This window comes from Rhodococcoides navarretei, from assembly GCF_038069675.1.
Taxonomy (GTDB): Bacteria; Actinomycetota; Actinomycetes; order Mycobacteriales; family Mycobacteriaceae; genus Rhodococcoides; species Rhodococcoides navarretei.
The window spans coordinates 2,739,899-2,756,723 of record NZ_JBBPCN010000001.1 but is presented as its reverse complement, the minus strand read 5'-3'; the positions used below and the strand labels follow the sequence as shown (position 1 = coordinate 2,756,723).

15 protein-coding genes are annotated in these 16,825 nt (G+C 65.8%); 11 read left to right on the top strand and 4 right to left on the bottom strand.

What is annotated here, in order from left to right; genetic code table 11:
* The first annotated feature begins 41 nt into the window (after positions 1 to 41).
* The 7 genes from ruvB (at position 42) to AABD04_RS12855 (ending at position 9,575) form a co-directional block, all read left to right on the top strand.
* Positions 42 to 1,070 carry a Holliday junction branch migration DNA helicase RuvB gene (gene ruvB / locus AABD04_RS12885; protein ID WP_052047563.1) on the top strand — a complete coding sequence of 343 codons (1,029 nt, stop codon included), beginning with the start codon at positions 42 to 44 and terminating at the stop codon, positions 1,068 to 1,070.
* Between the two features lie 138 nt (positions 1,071 to 1,208).
* Complete coding sequence (gene yajC / locus AABD04_RS12880; RefSeq protein ID WP_341441418.1) at positions 1,209 to 1,619, top strand: preprotein translocase subunit YajC; 411 nt, start codon at positions 1,209 to 1,211, stop codon at positions 1,617 to 1,619.
* Positions 1,620 to 1,781: 162 nt separating this feature from the next.
* Positions 1,782 to 3,581, top strand: coding sequence for a protein translocase subunit SecD (secD, locus tag AABD04_RS12875; protein WP_341441417.1), 1,800 nt, complete (start codon positions 1,782 to 1,784; stop codon positions 3,579 to 3,581).
* Between the two features lies 1 nt (position 3,582).
* A complete protein-coding gene (secF, locus tag AABD04_RS12870) occupies positions 3,583 to 4,764 on the top strand; it encodes a protein translocase subunit SecF (protein ID WP_341441416.1) in 1,182 nt (393 codons plus the stop codon).
* A 24-nt stretch (positions 4,765 to 4,788) separates the two neighbouring features.
* Positions 4,789 to 6,492 carry an ABC transporter substrate-binding protein gene (locus tag AABD04_RS12865; protein ID WP_341441415.1) on the top strand — a complete coding sequence of 568 codons (1,704 nt, stop codon included), beginning with the start codon at positions 4,789 to 4,791 and terminating at the stop codon, positions 6,490 to 6,492.
* The gene (locus AABD04_RS12860) at positions 6,489 to 7,028 is read left to right on the top strand and encodes an adenine phosphoribosyltransferase (protein ID WP_341441414.1); all 540 of its coding nucleotides are present in this window, start codon (positions 6,489 to 6,491) and stop codon (positions 7,026 to 7,028) included. Before AABD04_RS12865 ends, AABD04_RS12860 begins: the two co-directional genes overlap by 4 nt.
* Positions 7,029 to 7,319: 291 nt before the next feature.
* The gene (locus AABD04_RS12855) at positions 7,320 to 9,575 is read left to right on the top strand and encodes a RelA/SpoT family protein (protein WP_243609654.1); all 2,256 of its coding nucleotides are present in this window, start codon (positions 7,320 to 7,322) and stop codon (positions 9,573 to 9,575) included.
* Positions 9,576 to 9,642: 67 nt separating this feature from the next.
* On the opposite strand, the gene AABD04_RS12850 is transcribed toward AABD04_RS12855, so the two are convergent.
* Positions 9,643 to 10,437 (bottom strand): peptidylprolyl isomerase, encoded by a 795-nt coding sequence (locus AABD04_RS12850; RefSeq protein WP_341441413.1) that lies wholly within the window; start codon positions 10,435 to 10,437, stop codon positions 9,643 to 9,645.
* On the bottom strand, positions 10,434 to 11,297 hold the full coding sequence (locus AABD04_RS12845; protein ID WP_341441412.1) for a peptidylprolyl isomerase: 864 nt from the start codon (positions 11,295 to 11,297) through the stop codon (positions 10,434 to 10,436). Before AABD04_RS12845 ends, AABD04_RS12850 begins: the two co-directional genes overlap by 4 nt.
* A gap of 191 nt (positions 11,298 to 11,488) precedes the next feature.
* Between AABD04_RS12845 and AABD04_RS12840 the strand changes: the two genes are divergently transcribed.
* From AABD04_RS12840 to AABD04_RS12830, 3 genes are read left to right on the top strand one after another with little or no spacing between them, the layout of a single operon-like run.
* A complete protein-coding gene (locus tag AABD04_RS12840) occupies positions 11,489 to 12,181 on the top strand; it encodes an MBL fold metallo-hydrolase (RefSeq protein WP_341441411.1) in 693 nt (230 codons plus the stop codon).
* A 2-nt stretch (positions 12,182 to 12,183) separates the two neighbouring features.
* Complete coding sequence (hisS, locus tag AABD04_RS12835; protein ID WP_341441410.1) at positions 12,184 to 13,455, top strand: histidine--tRNA ligase; 1,272 nt, start codon at positions 12,184 to 12,186, stop codon at positions 13,453 to 13,455.
* A 58-nt stretch (positions 13,456 to 13,513) separates the two neighbouring features.
* Positions 13,514 to 14,098: a hypothetical protein gene (locus tag AABD04_RS12830; protein WP_341443035.1), complete on the top strand. Its 585-nt coding sequence runs from the start codon at positions 13,514 to 13,516 to the stop codon at positions 14,096 to 14,098.
* Positions 14,099 to 14,105: 7 nt separating this feature from the next.
* Here the strand turns inward: AABD04_RS12830 and AABD04_RS12825 are convergent, their stop codons facing one another.
* Positions 14,106 to 14,576: a DUF3237 domain-containing protein gene (locus tag AABD04_RS12825; protein ID WP_243593153.1), complete on the bottom strand. Its 471-nt coding sequence runs from the start codon at positions 14,574 to 14,576 to the stop codon at positions 14,106 to 14,108.
* 124 nt (positions 14,577 to 14,700) lie between these two features.
* On the opposite strand from AABD04_RS12825, the gene AABD04_RS12820 reads away from it, so the two are divergent.
* Complete coding sequence (locus tag AABD04_RS12820; RefSeq protein ID WP_243593152.1) at positions 14,701 to 15,729, top strand: Rv2578c family radical SAM protein; 1,029 nt, start codon at positions 14,701 to 14,703, stop codon at positions 15,727 to 15,729.
* A gap of 11 nt (positions 15,730 to 15,740) precedes the next feature.
* Here AABD04_RS12820 and ypfJ read toward each other — a convergent pair whose 3' ends face one another.
* On the bottom strand, positions 15,741 to 16,658 hold the full coding sequence (ypfJ, locus tag AABD04_RS12815; protein WP_341441409.1) for a KPN_02809 family neutral zinc metallopeptidase: 918 nt from the start codon (positions 16,656 to 16,658) through the stop codon (positions 15,741 to 15,743).
* Positions 16,659 to 16,825 lie beyond the last annotated feature (167 nt).

The window sequence follows — 16,825 nt, the reverse complement described above, 5'->3', positions numbered from 1 at the left end:
AGGACGACCAATTCGCCGAATCTCAGGTCGGCGCGGACGCGATGTCCGACGATCTGGATGTCGAGACGAGTCTGCGTCCGAAGAACCTCACCGATTTCATCGGGCAACCTCGAGTGCGGGAGCAACTTCAGCTCGTGTTGTCGGGTGCCAAGATGCGCGGCGGCACCCCCGATCACATCCTCATGTCCGGGCCGCCGGGCCTCGGCAAGACCAGTATGGCGATGATCATCGCCGCCGAGCTGGGCACCTCGCTACGGCTCACATCGGGCCCAGCGCTCGAGCGAGCAGGCGACCTCGCGGCGATGCTCAGCAACCTGGTCGAGGGCGACGTGCTGTTCATCGACGAGATCCATCGCATCGCCCGCCCGGCCGAAGAGATGCTGTACCTGGCGATGGAAGATTTCCGTGTCGACGTCATCGTCGGCAAGGGGCCGGGGGCTACCTCGATTCCACTCGAGGTCGCACCGTTCACGCTCGTCGGTGCCACCACCAGGTCGGGCGCACTCACCGGACCGCTGCGAGACCGGTTCGGATTCGTGGCCCACATGGACTTCTACGAGCCGAGCGAACTCGAGCGGATTCTCATGCGGTCGGCCGGCATCCTCGGCGTACCGATCGACCGGGACGGCTGCGCCGAGATCGCCGGGCGTTCACGCGGCACCCCCCGAATCGCGAACCGGCTGCTCCGGCGAGTCCGCGACTACGCGGACGTGCGCGGCGACGGCACCGTCACCCAGGACACCGCCAAGGCCGCCCTGGTGGTCTACGACGTGGACAAGCTCGGTCTCGACCGACTGGACCGCGCCGTGCTGAGCGCGCTCATCCGGAGCTTCGGCGGAGGGCCGGTGGGTGTGTCGACACTGGCCGTTGCCGTCGGTGAGGAACCGTCGACGGTCGAGGAAGTGTGCGAGCCGTTCCTGGTGCGTGCCGGAATGATCGCCCGTACCCCCCGCGGGCGCGTCGCGACCGCAGCCGCCTGGCAGCACCTCGGTCTGACGCCGCCGCCGGATCTCGCCGTGGGCGGAATCTCGGTCCGATCATCGGAGGTTCAGCAGGGATTATTCGAGTGAATCGGGCACAACAGGACACGAACGGACCGGACCGCTTCCAGGTAATGGCACACTGGGTAGCTGCGAGGCCCGCACCTGCGGTGTTCTCGCACGAGACAATGACGTATTTCGAACCCGACTTCGAGGACTGACCTTCCGATGGATTTGCTGTTTCCGCTGCTGATCGTGGCCCTTCTGGTTCCGCTCTTTCTCAACGCGCGTCGACAGAAGAAGGTGTTGGCCAAGACAACGGAAATGCAGGACTCGCTGAAGATCGGTGACGAGGTCGTCACCACCGCCGGCCTCTACGCCCGCGTGGTCCTCGTCGAGGACGACACGATCGACCTGGAGATCGCCGATGGCGTCATCACCACCTGGTCGCGTGCAGTCGTACGTGAGGTGTTGCCCGACGATTCCGAGTTCGACGACACCGAGGTCGACGCCACCACCCAGGCTGACATCGCGGCGCTGGGCTCGAACGACACCGCGGGACCGTCCCTGAGCAAGGCAGACGCGAGTCGGCCGGACGAGACCATCGAGCAGACGTCGAAGAGGCTCGAAAAAGAGTGAGCACTATGTGACCGAAACCGCTGTCGGAGACAGTATCCGGCAGCGGTTTTCTCTGCGGTGACCGATGTGGTGCACAATCGCACCGCTCACCGCTGACACATCGGGCCGCCAGGCCCTGCAGGAACCGACACTTTCCAACGCCTCAGAGGAGAAACACACACCGTGGCACCTTCCAGCGGACCGGTGCAACCCGCCCGCTATCTCGCCGTTTTCGCGGTGCTGATGGCAGCGGTGTATGCCATGGTCTTCTTCACCGGAGACAAAGACCCCTCGCCGAAGTTGGGAATCGACCTGCAGGGCGGCACGCGCGTGACCCTCACCGCGCGGACCCCCGACGGCAACGCACCGACGCAGGACAGCCTGCAGCAGGCTCAGCAGATCATCGAGACCCGCGTCAACGGGCTGGGTGTCTCGGGCTCCGAGGTGGTCATCGACGGCGACAACCTCGTCATCACGGTGCCCGGCGACGACAGCTCCCAGGCGCGCACACTCGGGCAGACCGCGCGTCTGTTCATTCGGCCGGTCCTGGGCTCCATCGCTCCGTCGGCGGGCGAGGGAGCGGGCACGCAGCAGACCCCGGCCGCACCGGTCGATCCTGCTGCACCGGCGGACCCTGCTGCACCGGCAGACCCTGCCGCTTCGGCTGACCCGGCCGCGCCTGCAGATCCGGCCACTCCGCAGAATCGGGTGTTCCCGGCGCAGGATCCCACCACGGTCGATCCGAGTCCCGCTCCCGCCACGGATGCGCCCGCCACCGGTGAGCCGGCCACCGACGCACCGGCGGCCGACGATCCCGCCACCAATGCGAACCTGTCCGACGCAGAACGTGCTGCCCAGGAGATCGCCGACGCCAAAGCCCTCCGGCAGAGCGAGGATCCACAGATCCAGCAGTTGGCCATGCAGTCCCTCGACTGCAACGCCGCCGATCCGCTCGCCGGCAACGACGACCCGGCGCTTCCCCTCGTGGCGTGCTCGACCGATGGAACGGCCGTCTACCTGCTCGGTCCCACGATCATCGACGGACAGCAGATCTCCGACGCGACCTCCGGATTCGACAGTCAGCAGGCCCAGTTCCAGGTGAGCCTGACGTTCGACTCGGAAGGCTCGAACACCTGGGCTCAGTTCACCGCGGCCAATCTGCAGAAGCAGGCTGCGTTCGTGCTGGACTCGAAGGTCATCAGCGCGCCGGTCATCCAGGGTGCCACCCCCGCCGGCAGCGCCACCTCGATCACCGGCAACTTCAACGCCCAGACCGCGTCCGAGCTCGCCAACACCCTCAAGTACGGCTCCCTGCCGCTGTCCTTCGTGTCCTCGGAGGCCGAAACGGTCTCGGCAACGCTGGGATTGGCCTCGCTCGAGGCCGGCCTGATCGCGGGTGCCATCGGTCTCGCGCTCGTATTGGTGTACTGCCTGCTCTACTACCGCGCCCTCGGCGTGCTCACGGCGATGTCGCTGGTGCTGGCCGGTCTCGTCGTCTACGGAATCATCGTTTTGTTGGGTAGATGGATCAGCTTCACCCTCGACCTCGCCGGCATCGCCGGACTGATCATCGGTATCGGTATGACCGCGGACTCGTTCGTCGTGTTCTTCGAGCGCATCAAGGACGAGATCCGTGAGGGGCGCAGTTTCCGATCTGCGGTTCCTCGTGGTTGGGCGCGGGCACGCAAGACGATCCTGTCGGGCAACGCGGTCAGCTTCATCGCGGCCGCGGTGCTCTACGTGCTGGCCGTGGGCCAGGTCCGCGGGTTCGCGTTCACCCTCGGCTTGACGACGATCCTGGACATCATCGTCGTGGTGCTGGTGACATGGCCGCTGGTGTACCTGGCGTCGAAGTCCAAATTCTGGTCCAAGCCGTCCGTCAACGGTCTCGGTGCCGTTCAGCAGATCGCTGCGGAGCGCAAGCGCGCGGCCAACAAGGCTCTCGCCGTGAAGACCGGCACTGCGCCGTCGAAGGAGGCATGACATGTCGGACACGACCACGTCGACCCCATCGCCCCTCGACGATTCGGGAGTCGATCAGTCCACCCAGCCCAAGCACAGCTGGCTGTCCCGGCTTTACACCGGCACCGGTGCCTTCGACATCATCGGTCGTCGCCGGTTCTACTACATCCTCACCGGCGTCATCGTGCTGGTGTGCTTGCTGAGCTTCCTGGTTCGTGGCTTCACCCTCGGTATCGATTTCGAGGGTGGAACTCGTATCGCTCTGCCCGCCGCCGACAACATCTCCACCGAGCAGGTCGAGACCGTCTACAACGACTCCCTCGGTATGCCGCCGGTATCGGTGCAGACGGTCGGGTCCGGTGCGGCGGCAACGGTACAGATCCGTTCCGAGGCACTCGACCCCGCCGAGGTGGACAGCCTGCGTCAGGCGTTGTTCGAGGCATTCCAGCCGCAGGACAACTCAGGTACCGCCACACCCAATGCCATCAGTGTGTCCGACGTCAGTGAGACCTGGGGGAGCCAGATCACCGAGAAGGCGCTCATTGCGCTCGCGGTCTTCCTGGTCGTCGTCAGCATCTACATCGCCGTTCGATACGAACGGGACATGGCCTTCGCGTCTCTGGCTGCCCTGGCGTTCGACCTCGTCGTCACCGCAGGCGTGTACTCGCTCGTGGGCTTCGAGGTGACTCCGGCGACGGTCATCGGCTTGCTCACGATTCTCGGTTTCTCCCTCTACGACTCGGTGGTGGTGTTCGACAAGGTCGAAGAGAACACCCGCGGCATCCTCAATCTGCACCGCAAGACGTTCGCGGAGCAGGCCAACCTGGCCGTCAACCAGACTCTGATGCGCTCGATCAACACGACCGTGATCGGCGTGCTGCCGGTGTTGGCGTTGATGGTCGTGGCGGTCTGGCTGCTCGGAGTCGGCACGCTGAAGGATCTGGCGCTGGTGCAGCTCGTGGGCATGATCGTCGGTGCCTACTCGTCCATCTTCTTCGCCACACCGCTGTTGGTGACGCTCAAGGAGAAGTGGGGCCCTGTCGCCGTTCACACGCGGAAGGTCCACTCCAAACGGGCCGAAGCGGCTGCTCGTGCGGCCGGTCTCGCCCCGGAGCCGGTGGCCGTCGGCGTCGCCGCTCCGAAGGCGTCGGCTCCGCAGCCGGGCAATCGGCCCACCGGGAAGCGGAACAAGAAGCGCCGGTAAGACGACCCTCGACAGAGACGGAGAGTGCACGTGAAACGCAGGTGGAGCGCCGCACTCGCGGTGGCGGGTCTCGCTGCAGTATCCGTCACCGCGTGTTCCTCGGCCGAGGACAAAGTGCCCTCGATCGGCTACTCGTTCGACAACGTGGTGAACACCTACAACGCGAGAACCGTCGACGGCGCGGCGTCGGGAGCCCGGCAGGCGTTCACTCGGGTGCAGGTGGGTTTCAGCTACCTCGGACCCGAGGGAGACGCATTGTCGGACAACGACATCGGAACCGTGTCGGTGATACCCGGCGACGTCTTGACCGTGCAGTACTCCATCGCCCCCGCCGCGACCTACTCGGACGGTGCGCCGATGGCCTGTGACGATCTGGTGCTGGCCTGGGCGGCGAACAGCGGCAGATTCGCCACCGATGGCCCCCTGTTCGACGCGGCGTCCACGGCCGGTTACTCCGACATCCAACGCATCGATTGCGTCCCGGGAGCCAAGGAAGCCACGGTCGTCTTCGCCCCGGGACGCAGCTACCAGAATTGGCGTGCTCTGTTCGGTGCCACCGACCTGCTCCCGGCCCATGTCGCGGCCCGGGCTGCGGGCGTGCCGAACGTCGTCGATCCCGTCCTGGCCGAGGACGACGACGTGGTGAGCCGCATCGCCGACTTCTGGAACACCGGATGGACCTTGACGCCGGGTTCGATCGACCTCGCGTTGCTACCCTCGGCCGGTCCGTACCGCATCGATTCCTACACCGCCGAGGACGGTCTCGTCCTCGTCGCCAACGACGCCTGGTGGGGAATCCCACCCGAGACCGAGCGAGTCGTCGTCTGGCCGAAGGGGGCCGACCTGGCGGCGAAGTCGACGGACGGCTCGCTGGACGTGGTCGACCACGGTGCCGGGGCCGTCGAACTCGGTGTCACCGAGGGATTCACGACCACCGAGCAACCATCGCGAGGCGTCGAGCAGCTGACGTTCGCAACTCAGGGGGTGCTGGCAGAGGCGAGCGCACGTCGGGCTGTGGCCGCATGCATTCCGAGATCCGACCTGTTCGACACGCTGGGTCATCCCGGCTTCGAGGCGGCATCGGCCGGTCTGGGCTCGGGCGTCGTCGACTCCCGTCTCGTCCAGCCCGACACGCTCGAGTATCCGTCGGTCGCAACAGCGGTGGGAGATCGATACCAGCGCTCGGACCTCGACCAGGCGCGCCGAGAACTGGATGCCGCAGGGGAGAGTGCCCTGACCGTCCGAGTCGGCTACCGGGGACCGGACGCACGCCGGGCCCAGGTGGTGAGCCGGATGGCCGCCGATTGCGCCGCCGCGGGGATCACCGTGCAGGACGTGAGCTCTCCGGATTTCACCCCGTCTGCTCTGCGCGCCGGAGCGGTGGATGCCGTTCTCGGTAGCAGCGGGTCACTACCGGGACCGTCGGGTTCGGCTGCCGCGGTCACTGCGCGGTATTCGTTGCGGACGGGGATCGGTCTGAACGTGGGCGGTTACAGCAACGGCAGGATCGATTCCGTCGTCGATCAGTTGGCGGTGACCGATGACCCCGAGCGGGTATTGGCACTGGCCACCGAGGGCGAGAACATTCTGTGGAACGACATGCCGTCGCTTCCCCTGTACAACGAGCCGCGCACCACCGTCGTCAGTGACGGAATGCAGGACGTGGTGCCCAACCCCACGGCCGCTGGTGCCGGATGGAACATGGATCGGTGGGTGCTTCTTCGATGAACGATGCAGGCGATCGAGTGGGTGCCGCCGCAGCCGTGACCAGGCTGACGCGGTGGGTCGACGATTTTCCCGTCCCCGGCGTCCGCTTCGGGGATCTGACACCGGTGTTCGCCGACGGCCTTGCGCTACGCAGCGTCGTGTCGGAACTGGCTCTGGGCTTCGAGGACGTCGACCTGGTGGCGGGTATCGACGCGCGGGGATTCCTGCTGGGGGCAGGAGTCGCCCTCGAACTCGGGTGCGGTGTGCTCGCGGTGCGCAAGGCGGGTAAATTGCCGCCTCCTGTGCATTCACGGTCGTACGACCTCGAGTACGGAACGGCCGAGTTGCAGATCCCGACGGCGATCGACGTGGCCGGAAAACGAGTTCTCGTGGTCGACGACGTTCTGGCGACCGGCGGGACCGTCGACGCTGCGGCTCGGTTGTTGGCCGAGCAGGGCGCGGTGATCGCCGGCGCTGCCGTCGTTCTCGAGATTGCCGTTCTGGCCGGGCGAGACAGGTGCAGTGGCTACCCGCTCGACTGCCTGGTGCGAGTATGAGGACTAAAGTCTCTTTCACAATGCGTTGACGTTCCGGCGACAACGCGGAACGCGTGGCAGGAGGTGATGAGAGTGACCCGCTACATCGATCAGCCCGTGCCGGATCGGCCTGCCGCCCCCGAGCGGCCCGCAGTTGTCGATCCGACCGCAGTTACCGATCGGACCGGTGTCGACGTCGTCACGACCGACGAAGGCTCCGCTGATTCCCGCGCGGCCGTCGAACCTCCGGTTTCTCAGGACCCGGCGTCGACCGATTCGCAGGCTCCGTCGGGAACACGCAATTCGGCACCCGTGCCCACGTCGGCATCGCGGCGGGTGCGAGCCCGTCTGGCGCGCCGCATCACCGCCGGCCGCAGCGCTGCGGTGAAGCCGGTGCTCGAGCCACTGGTCAGCCTGCACCGCGAGCTCTATCCCAAAGCCGACCTGACGCTGCTGCAGCGGGCCTACGACGTCGCGGACGAACTGCATGCGTCGCAGATGCGCAAGTCCGGCGACCCGTACATCACGCATCCGCTCGCCGTGGCCAACATTCTGGCCGAGCTGGGGATGGACACGACCACTCTGGTCGCGGCACTCCTGCACGACACCGTCGAGGACACGGGGTATTCGCTCGCGAAGTTGACCGAGGAGTTCGGCGACGAGGTGTCTCATCTGGTTGATGGGGTGACCAAGCTCGACAAGGTGGTACTCGGTACTGCAGCCGAGGGCGAGACCATCCGCAAGATGATCATTGCGATGGCCCGAGACCCACGGGTACTGGTCATCAAGGTCGCCGACCGTCTGCACAACATGCGCACGATGCGCTTCCTGCCCCCGGAGAAGCAGGCGCGCAAAGCCAAGGAAACACTGGAAGTCATTGCGCCGCTTGCTCATCGGCTCGGCATGGCCACGGTCAAGTGGGAACTCGAAGACCTCGCGTTCGCCATACTCCATCCCAAGAAGTACGACGAGATCGTGCGTCTGGTCGCCGATCGTGCGCCGTCCCGAGACACCTACCTCGAGAAGGTGCGGGCCGAGATCAATGCGACCCTTTCCGCGTCGCGTATCAGCGCGGTCGTCGAGGGTCGCCCGAAGCACTACTGGTCGATCTACCAGAAGATGATCGTCAAGGGACGCGACTTCGACGACATTCACGACCTCGTAGGCGTCCGCATTCTGTGCGACGAGGTTCGTGATTGCTACGCCGCTGTGGGCGTGGTGCATTCGCTGTGGCAGCCGATGGCGGGCCGCTTCAAGGATTACATCGCGCAGCCTCGCTACGGCGTCTACCAGTCGCTGCATACGACGGTGATCGGACCCGAGGGCAAGCCCCTCGAGGTGCAGATCCGTACGCGGGACATGCACCGCACAGCCGAATTCGGCATCGCTGCGCACTGGCGGTACAAAGAGACCAAGGGCAAGCACTCGCAGGACAACGCCGAGGTCGACGACATGGCGTGGATGCGCCAACTGCTCGACTGGCAACGAGAAGCCGCCGATCCGGGGGAGTTCCTCGAATCGCTGCGCTACGACCTCGCGGTCAAGGAGATCTTCGTCTTCACTCCCAAGGGGGACGTCGTCACCCTGCCTGCCGGATCGTGTCCGGTCGACTTCGCCTACGCGGTGCACACCGAGGTGGGGCATCGCTGCATCGGCGCTCGGGTCAACGGCAGACTCGTCGCACTGGAGCGCACGCTCGACAACGGTGAAGTGGTCGAGGTGTTCACCTCGAAAGCTGCGACCGCTGGCCCGAGTCGGGACTGGCAGGGTTTCGTCGCCTCACCTCGAGCCAAGACCAAGATTCGCCAGTGGTTTGCCAAGGAGCGCCGCGAAGAAGCTCTGGAGGCAGGCAAGGACGGCATCGCCAAGGAGGTTCGGCGAGGCGGACTTCCGTTGCAGCGCTTGATGAATGCCGAGTCCATGTCGGCGATCGCGCACGAGCTGCGGTACGTCGACGTCTCCGCCCTGTACACCGCGGTCGGAGAGAATCACGTGTCCGCCCGCCACGTGGTGCAGCGGCTGGTCGCTCATCTCGGTGGCGTCGGCGATGTCGAGGAAGAGCTCGCGGAGCGGTCGACACCGTCGACCATCCCGACCCGACCCCGCCAGGTCGGTGACGCAGGAGTTCTGGTCACCGGTGCGGAAGGCGTCGTGGCGAAGCTGGCGAAATGCTGTACTCCGGTGCCGGGAGACGAGATCCTCGGATTCGTCACCCGTGGTGGATCGGTCAGCGTGCACCGCACCGACTGCACGAACGCTCGCTCGCTCGAAGAGCAGTCCGAGCGGTTCATCGAGGTTCAGTGGGCACCGTCGGCGTCGTCGGTGTTCCTGGTCGCGATACAGATCGAGGCACTGGACCGTCACCGACTCCTCTCCGACGTCACCAAGGCGCTCGCCGACGAGAAGGTCAACATTCTCTCGGCGTCCGTGGCCACCTCGGGGGACCGGGTTGCGATCAGCAAGTTCACCTTCGAGATGGGCGATCCCAAGCATCTCGGGCATGTGCTGAACGTGGTGCGCAACGTCGAGGGCGTGTACGACGTGTATCGGCTGACATCGGCCGCCTGAGCGGCCCCGACAACGACGAGAGGGTGAGCAGAGATTCTCTGCTCACCCTCTCGTCGTTCGAATCGAGCTACACCGTTGCCGATTCCACGATCACCGGATTTGCCGGCGCGCCGTCCTCCGAACCACCGGTGACCCCGGCCGCTGCGATCGCGTCGAGGGTTTGCAGTCCGGCGTCCGAGATGGTACCGAACACGGTGTACTGGGGCGGCAGCACGGAATCGGCGTACACCAGGAAGAATTGGCTGCCATTGGTGTCCGGGCCGGCATTGGCCATGGCGAGCGTTCCGCGGGGGTAGACCACCGGATTCTGGGCCTGCGCCGGATCATCGGCGTACGCCGTGGTGGGGTACTCGTTGGCGAAGGTGTATCCCGGTCCACCCCTACCCGAGCCGGACGGGTCACCGCACTGCAGCACTTCGAGGCCAGGAGAGGTCGTCAAGCGGTGGCAGGGAGAGCCGTCGAAATACCCCTGTTGGACGAGGCTGACGACGCTGTTGACCGTGCACGGAGCCTGCGTTCGGTCGAGGGTGATGTCGATCGGCCCCTGGTTGGTCGACAACGTCACGTCTACGTTTCCGTACACGTCGATGTTGTCGGCCGCAGGAGCGTCGACTTCCTTTGCGGCCGGAGACTCCTCCGGATACGCGCAGGACACCGTATCGGTCGTCGGCTGTGGCACGGGCGGCAATGCACCGAAGCGGGACAGGTCGAGCGCAGGCCGCGGCGTGGGGGCCGCGGTCGTGGTCGTCGATGCCGACGTCGTGGTGGCCGGTACCGCGGCAGGCTCGGCCGAACCGGAACAACCTGCCAGCACCAGCGCAGTGGCAGACACAGCGATGGTCAGAGCGGAGGTCCGGTTCACAGGTCGCTCAGCATGCTCGTGATCTCGACCGGCTCGGCCGGGGCTCCGTCGGATACGCCGCCCTCCGCACCCTTGGCTGCGATGGCGTCGAGGGTGGCGAGTCCGGTCTCGTCGATGGTGCCGAACGCGGTGTAGGCGGGCGGCAGTTCGGAATCGCCGTAGACGAGGAAGAACTGGCTGCCGTTGGTACCCGGGCCGGCGTTGGCCATGGCCAACGTTCCGCGTGGGTAGGCGATCGGGGCCTGGGCAGCTGGGTCGCCCTCGGCGAACGTGTCGGTGGGGAATTCGTCGGCGAACTGGTACCCCGGCCCACCGGAGCCGGTGCCCGTGGGATCGCCGCATTGGAGAACCTGCAGGCCCGCACCCGTGGTGAGGCGGTGGCAGGTGGTGCCGTCGAAGTAGCCCTGGTTGGCGAGGGATACGAAGCTGTTGACCGTGCACGGAGACTCGGGGTTGTTCAGCGTCAGCCCAATGTTGCCCGCGGTGGTTTCCATGCTGTAGCTCAGCGGCTCGTCGCTGGTGGGCACGTTGTCGGTGCGTGGGGGAGTGTTGGGCTTGGCCGCCGGCTGTGTCGCGGCGGGGTAGGAGCAGTTCACGGTCTCGGGGAGCGGCTCGGTGCGTCCTGCTGCGATGAGGGAATCGGCGGGCGCCGACGTCGTCGATTCCTGCGCGGTGCTCGCGTCGTCGTCACCGCGGGTCACCACGAACACGACCGAGACGACGGCCACGACCGCGACGACGCCGAGAATGGAACCGGCGATCGTCAATTGCTTACGACGTCGCGCTCGCTCGGCGCGGCGTACGAGTTGGCGTTCGAGCTTTCGTTTGGCAGCCTCGCGCCGTTGCTCGTTGCTGGGCAATTCGTGTTCCTCCCGCTTGTCGAAAAGCGACCTCGCCCGCTCGCTGTACGGACCGATCGTGTGGTAACCGGCCGAGAATCGGCCAACGCGAGTTTGCCATCACTGCCTGAGAGCATGCTGGGGGGACCCGCCGGGAGCGGTCCTACTAAGCTTGCTCGGTACTTCGGCCTCAGCCTTTAGGAGCGTTTGTCTTGCTCGTCACCGGATTCCCCGCAGGCATGTTTCAGACGAACTGTTACATCCTGGCCCAGGACGACGCGTCCGAGTGCGTCGTCGTCGATCCCGGTCAGGACGCAGCGGATCCGCTCATCGACTTTCTGACGCAGTCCTCGCTCACCCCCACCGCAGTTCTGCTCACGCACGGTCATCTGGACCACACGTGGTCGGTGGAGCCGATCTGCGCAAAGTACGGCATTCCGGCGTACATCGCACCCGAGGACCGCTACATGCTGGCCGATCCGGTCAAGGGAACGGGCCCGACGTTGGCCGCCGTGCTCGGCGACCTCGAGTTCCACGAACCGGCCGAGGTGATCGAGTTCACCGACGGCCAACGGCTCGAACTCGCCGGAATCGAGATCACGGTGGTGCAGACTCCCGGGCACACCCAGGGATCGGTGGTGTTCCTCGCCCACGCCGACGGTCCAGACGGCTCGGTTCCGTTGGCACTGACCGGCGACACCCTCTTCGCGGGATCGATCGGGCGCACCGATCTGCCCGGCGGTGATCACGAGCAACTGCTGCGGTCCATCGCTACTCGGCTGCTACCGCTGAGCGACGACACTGTCGTGCTCCCGGGGCACGGCGGACAGAGTTCGATCGGCCAGGAGCGCGGGACCAACCCGTTCCTCGTTGGACTCACCGACCCCGAGCAAGGAAGGCTGTGAGCGTGAGCAAGCCGACCGCATTTTCCGCGCCCAAGGGCATTCCCGATTACTTCCCACCCAACTCGGCCGAGTTCGTCGCCGTACGCGAAGGGCTGCTCGACGCGGCCCGTAACGCCGGCTACGGCCATATCGAACTGCCGATCTTCGAGGACACGGGCCTGTTCGCCCGCGGGGTCGGGGAGTCGACCGATGTGGTGAGCAAGGAGATGTACACCTTCTCCGATCGTGGAGACCGGTCGGTGACGTTGCGACCCGAAGGCACGGCGGGCGTCATGCGCGCGGTCATCGAGCACGGATTGGATAGGGGAGCGCTGCCGGTCAAGCTGGCCTACGCCGGACCGTTCTTCCGCTACGAGCGCCCGCAGGCCGGTCGGTACCGTCAGCTTCAGCAGGTGGGAGTCGAGGCGATCGGCGTCGACGACCCGGCGTTGGACGCCGAGGTGATCGCCGTGGCCGACGCCGGTTTCCGGGCACTCGGGCTCACCGGGTTCAGGCTCGAGATCACCTCGCTCGGTGACGACACCTGCCGCCCGCAGTACCGAGAGCTGTTGCAGCAGTTCCTGTTCGCGCTTCCCCTCGACGAGGACACCCGTCGGCGTGCCGAGATCAACCCGCTGCGGGTCCTCGACGACAAGCGGCCGGAAGTGCGCGCGATGACCGCGGATGCGCCGCTGATGCTCGATCACCTCTCCGTTTCGGCGAAAGAGCACTTCGACGAGGTGCTGGCATACCTGGACGTGATGAACGTGCCGTACCTGGTGAACCCGCGGATGGTGCGCGGGCTGGATTACTACACCAAGACGACGTTCGAGTTCGTGCACGACGGGCTCGGCGCGCAATCGGGTATCGGCGGCGGTGGACGCTACGACGGATTGATGGAACAGCTCGGCGGGCAGGCGCTCTCGGGAATCGGGTTCGGCCTCGGCGTCGATCGCACCGTGTTGGCGCTCGCCGCCGAAGGCAAGACCGCGGGCGCAGCGGCACGGTGCCAGGTCTTCGGCGTTCCGATGGGTGCCGGTGCCAAGCTGGCGATCGTCGACATCGCGGCTCAGCTGCGCGAACGCGGAATAGCCGTGGACATGGCCTACGGAAATCGCGGAATCAAGGGTGCCATGAAGGCCGCCGACCGATCCGGAGCGCGGTTCGCGTTGGTGCTCGGTGATCAGGAAGTGGCTGCGGAATCGGTTCTGGTGAAAGACCTTTCGAACGGCGAGCAGGACACCGTTCCGATGGCCGACGTGGTCGATGCCCTCGGAGCGCGCCTTGCCCAGTGAGTCCCGGCCCGGTGACTCTCGGTCCAACGCGGGGCCGGTAGCGCTCGACCTGGTCTCGATGGAGTTCCTGGCTCCGCGCCTGCGCAAGATCATGATCGGGTCGGCTGCGATCGGGATCGTTCTTGCCGTCGTCATGGCGCTGTTAGTGCCGGTGTGGGTTGCGGTTCTCGTCGGGGTCATCGTCGGCGGACCCGGTGCGCTGTCGGGCTGGCTGGGTCTACGCCGACGAGTGTGGCTCGACGGGGCGCAACTCTGCGCCCGAGGGGTGCGCACGCGCCGGCTGAGGATGCCGGAGGTGGTGACGGCCGAACTGACGATTCGGACGGCCGGAATCGATCAGATCTCGTTGCGGCTCTACGACGGACGAACACACATCGTCGTTCCGCTTGCGCTCTACACGAGGGACGGCGGCCGCGAACTGCCGATTCTCGCGTTACGCACCCTCGCCGACTCGCTGTGGACGACCGAGTTGGTGCCCGCCGCGGCGATCGCATCGGTGCTGGTGGATCAGCTGCGCGCCGAGGCACGCGATGCCGGACTCGACCAACGGCCGCTCTATCGGGCTGTCGAACTCGTGCGTAGTAAAGGACGAACTCCGCAGGCGACGCTGACCGACCGTGAGGTCGCCCAGCTCCTCGACTGAGCCGCGGTCAGGTGACCAGAAATGCGTCGAGCACGACGGCCTCGGCCGAGCGGGAGCCGGACGTGACGACGAGTGCGCGGTTGAGATAGGTGAACTTCGGCACCGCGGTCGACACGCGCAGGGTGCCGCGGAAGTAGTACGTGGCGGGATCCACTTCACGCTCGGGATCGTTCAGAGCGTCGATGACCTCGGCCGGGCCGAACTGAACTCCGCGGTAGTCGAGCGAAAGGTAACCGCCGGTTGCCAGTTCGAGAACGAGGTCGCTACTGAATTCGGTGCATCCGTCAGACCGCGTCACGCTGACGACGGTCGACCCGGCTGCGAGGGTTCCCTCGATATCGGGACCGGGAGCTGCACCGCCGAGCACTGTGGTGACCACCCGCTCGCCCTCGGGCACCGAGCCGATGCCGAGCGCCGGTCCGAGTGTGAGGCCGAGTCGCAGAATGGGTTCGAGGGTCGGTGTGTTCGGGGCGGTCACGGCGGTGCACTCCTAGGATCGACTGGGGGCCTACGCTATCGCGTTCCGACGGCCTCACCCGAGCTGGGATCGTATGGGGTGAGTCGGCCTTGACACGACATAGAACAAATGTTCGACTGTGTGCATGCGATGGGCCGGTCAGACTCTCGACGCCGCGGACGATGGGGCGTTACCGGGGCTGGAGCGGTCGGGGCTGGTGCGCAGCGTACAGACGCCCGAGTTCGAGGGCATCACCTTCCACGAGGTGCTGTGCAAAAGTGCCTTGAACGAGGTTCCGGGCGAGTCGCAGGTTCCGTTCTCGTGGACCGTCAACCCGATGCGGGGGTGCTCGCATGCGTGTCGATACTGCTTCGCGCGCCCGACGCACGAATATCTGGATCTGGACTCCGGCAACGATTTCGATTCGCAGATTGTCGTCAAGACGAATGTCGCGGCAGTGTTACGTAAGGAGCTTGCGCGTCGTTCGTGGAAGCGGGAGCCGGTGGCGCTCGGCACCAACACCGACCCCTATCAGCGCGCCGAGGGTCGATATCGGTTGATGCCCGGCATCATTCGCGCATTGACCGAATCCGGGACGCCGTTCTCGATTCTCACCAAGGGCACACTGCTGCGGCGCGATCTACCGTTGCTGACATTGGCCGCGCAGCAGGTGGACGTGCATGTGAGCATCAGTCTGGCTATTCACGACGCCGACCTGCAGAAGCAGCTCGAGCCCGGAACACCGAGTCCGCGAGCGAGATTGGATCTCGTTCGAGCTGTCCGCGATGCGGGCCTCGAGTGCGGCGTTCTGGTGGCACCTGTCATCCCGTTCCTCACCGACGGGGCCAAGCAACTGGACGGCCTCATCGGTGCCCTGGCCGAGGCGGGTGCGACCACCGTGACCGCGCTGCCGATGCATCTGCGGTCGAGCACCAAGGACTGGTACATGAGTTGGCTGGTGAAAGAACACCCTGCGTTGGTACGTAGATATCGACAGCTCTACGGGCACGGCGCGTACGTGACACCGGAATACAAGCAGTGGCTGAAAGCGAGAATCGACCCGTTGCTCGACACCTACGGGTTCGCCGCAGAGCAGACCCGCTCGCTGCCCGCGAACGAGCCCGCCGAACCCCGAGAACTGGTGACCTCGGGTCCGGCTCTCACCTTGTTCTGACCAGTATCGGTTCAGGGATTGTCGAGGTCGCGTGCCGAGAACGTGTCGCAGGCCGCCACCTGTCCGGTCTCGTAGCCCGCGGTGAACCAGGCCTGTCGCTGCGCAGACGAGCCGTGCGTCCAGCCCTCGGGGTTGACGCTGCCCGTGGATGCCTGCTGAATGCGATCGTCGCCCACCGACGACGCCGCCGACAGGGCGTCGTCGATGTCGGTCGCGGTCAGCGGCTCGAGGAACGGAACCCCGGTATCCGGATCGATCGTGTCGGCTGCGTAATGCGCCCAGATTCCCGCGTAGCAGTCGGCCTGCAACTCCACCTTGACGCCACCGGACTCCGGCCCCTGCGGATCGGCCTGCGCGCGGCCGATGTCACCCAGCTGGTTCTGCAGGTGGTGGCCGAATTCGTGCGCTACTACGTACTCCTGCGCCAATGGGCCGCTGCTGGAGCCGAACTGATCGACGAGAACCTGGAAGAAGCTCGTGTCGAAGTACGCGGTGGAATCGGCCGGGCAGTAGAACGGCCCGACGGCGCTGGTGGCGTTGCCGCAGCCGGTGTTCGTTGCTCCCGAGAACAGATTCACGCCGGGCTGAACATAGGCGACGCCGGTCTGCGCTTGCAGCTGAGCTTCCCAGACGGTGTCCAGACTTCCTACGGTGAAGTCGATTCGGCAGTCGACGTTGCTGTTCGCGTCTGCGACGTCACAATCGAGCGATCCCGACGTACCTGAGTCGTTCTGCCCCGCAGAGCTGTCGCCGCCGCTGATCTGGTTCAGGATTGCTCCGGGGTCGCCGCCGAACAGCAGAGCAAGGACGATGATGACCAGGCCGCCCGCGCCGCCACCGATCGCCAACTTGCCGCGTCCGCCGCCCCCTCCACGGCCACCGACGGAGACTCGACCTGGTGTCGTTTGCGAACCTTCTCTGAAGGTCATGCCCGAGTTCCTCTCCGCCGAGCTCCCACCTGTGGCGAGAACGCACATCGCTGCTGTCGGCCATAGCTTCGCATGCCGCGTCGCGATCTCGTTTCCTTCTACGGTCATGTGCTCCGTAGGATCGGTGAGCGAAGAACACGATCAGCGGATTTTTCTCGAAAGGACAC

Bases quoted from the DNA above. Each gene is read 5' to 3' on its own strand.
- AABD04_RS12820 (WP_243593152.1), top strand. From the start codon at position 14,701: ATGCGATGGGCCGGTCAGACTCTCGACGCCGCGGACGATGGGGCGTTA.
- ypfJ (WP_341441409.1), bottom strand. From the start codon at position 16,658: ATGACCTTCAGAGAAGGTTCGCAAACGACACCAGGTCGAGTCTCCGTC.
- ruvB (WP_052047563.1), top strand. From the start codon at position 42: ATGTCCGACGATCTGGATGTCGAGACGAGTCTGCGTCCGAAGAACCTC.
- AABD04_RS12830 (WP_341443035.1), top strand. From the start codon at position 13,514: ATGGAGTTCCTGGCTCCGCGCCTGCGCAAGATCATGATCGGGTCGGCT.
- secF (WP_341441416.1), top strand. From the start codon at position 3,583: ATGTCGGACACGACCACGTCGACCCCATCGCCCCTCGACGATTCGGGA.
- AABD04_RS12860 (WP_341441414.1), top strand. From the start codon at position 6,489: ATGAACGATGCAGGCGATCGAGTGGGTGCCGCCGCAGCCGTGACCAGG.
- yajC (WP_341441418.1), top strand. From the start codon at position 1,209: ATGGATTTGCTGTTTCCGCTGCTGATCGTGGCCCTTCTGGTTCCGCTC.